This is a genomic window from Moorena sp. SIO4A1 (assembly GCF_010672065.1).
In the GTDB taxonomy this organism is placed as follows: domain Bacteria; phylum Cyanobacteriota; class Cyanobacteriia; order Cyanobacteriales; family Coleofasciculaceae; genus Moorena.
Map to the genome: position 1 here is coordinate 1 of NZ_JAAHHX010000606.1, position 1591 is coordinate 1591.

Genomic DNA, 1591 nt, shown 5'->3' on the forward strand with positions numbered 1-1591 from the left:
AAAAACTCTTCGGGGATTTGGAGGTTAAGCCATTATTTGTGACATCGAAATGCCCAGGCTGGATGGCTACGGCTTTTTAACTCGGGTCAAAGGAGAGCCAAGCTTAAAGACCTTACCCATTATTATGCTCACCTCCCGGAGTGGTTCTAAGCATCGCAAACTAGCTATGACTTTAGGTGCATCTGCTTATTTTTCTAAGCCTTACAATGAGCGGGAGTTATTGAAAACGTTAAATGAAATTATGGTAGAAGACGTATTGATTTAATATTGTTGGTAATATAATGTCCGGTTGACTACTTATCATTTTTAGTTGTTCGTCAATTAACGATTAATAATTAACGATTTACCTAAAGACGAAGTGATTAACCGGACTCGTTCGCGTAGCGTAGCCCTTCGGGCTAATCGCTTTTAGCGGAAGCTTAGCTTCATCGCGAAGCGTGGCCTTAGGCCAATCTCTTGGTGCGCGTTCACGCTTAGCTCCCACGAAAACGCTGGGTCGCACCGGATCATGGGTTATTTCGTCAAAGTTTCAGCGTTAACGAGGGTGCTATTGAGATCAGACTTAAAAAATAACTCTTCCTAGCTCAACTCCCCCAAACTCGACGATATTGCTTGAGCTTCTCCGAACCAGGGCAGTCTGCACATAGTAGTAGTAATTGAAATGGTCAAAGGTATGACCTGATTCACTACTGGTTGAACTTCCCTCGAAGGTATAAGCAGTTTCGCTTCTGGTATCCGAATTAAAAACTAATCCAGAGACAGTATTAACAGCACCATCACGCTTTCTAATGCGTCGTAGTGCTGCTGTGACACGAGCATTCGTACTTCTTCCCGTCGAATCACGGTAGGAAACACTAATGTTGTTGGCATTTTTAACATTAACAGACACTGGACAAATGACAGTAATTGAACCGGTTTTTTCTGGTTTGAACTTAATCCGTCCCGCCGTGATCAGATAAAGGTCTTGTTGTATAGCAGAATCAATGGGAACACATCCTGCTCCATCCATCACCCAATCAGGAACCTGAGCCAGGGCTTTACTAGCACCAAATGTTGTAGTCTGGGCCAATAACGCTCCGATTAATAGTGCTTTTTTCATGTTTATTTCCTCATCACAACTTGCTCAAGTCAATCTGGGATGCACCTATATAGTTATCACCCAAGTCTTTCCTTTTTACGCAAGAGGATAAATTTCACCTAGAGCAGGGGTGGAGGAATCAGAAAACTCACCCCCCATCCTCTCATCCCTGATTAGATATACAGATATATACAGAGTATGCGTTCGCGTAGCGTAGCCCTTCGGGCTAATCGCTTTTAGCGGAAGCTTCGCTTCATCGCGAAGCGTGACCAAAGGTCAATCGCATTCGCTAGTTTTGCGTTGTTTGTTTTGCGTTGTTTTTGAATGATTACACACAGCTTTTGAGATCTTATGCATCGATCCCTTTCCCTAAAAAAAATAAGAGAACCGTCTTCAAGCTCTCTTGATCATCAGGGTGCATCTACAATAATCACAATATAGCAGTTTTAATGAGGGGTGTCACCCCTCAGCTTAATTTTGCCAAATGGCTGTGCCTTCCACTTCCAGTTAACC

At 43.2% G+C, this 1591-nt stretch carries 2 protein-coding genes; one reads left to right on the top strand and one right to left on the bottom strand.

All coding sequences use genetic code 11. The features are described 5' to 3' along the window. Positions 1–43: 43 nt before the first annotated feature. Complete coding sequence (locus F6K53_RS41135) at positions 44–265, top strand: response regulator (protein ID WP_293086071.1); 222 nt, start codon at positions 44–46, stop codon at positions 263–265. Positions 266–562: 297 nt separating this feature from the next. On the opposite strand, the gene F6K53_RS41140 is transcribed toward F6K53_RS41135, so the two are convergent. Then, the gene (locus F6K53_RS41140) at positions 563–1099 is read right to left on the bottom strand and encodes a hypothetical protein (protein WP_075898302.1); all 537 of its coding nucleotides are present in this window, start codon (positions 1097–1099) and stop codon (positions 563–565) included. Positions 1100–1591 lie beyond the last annotated feature (492 nt).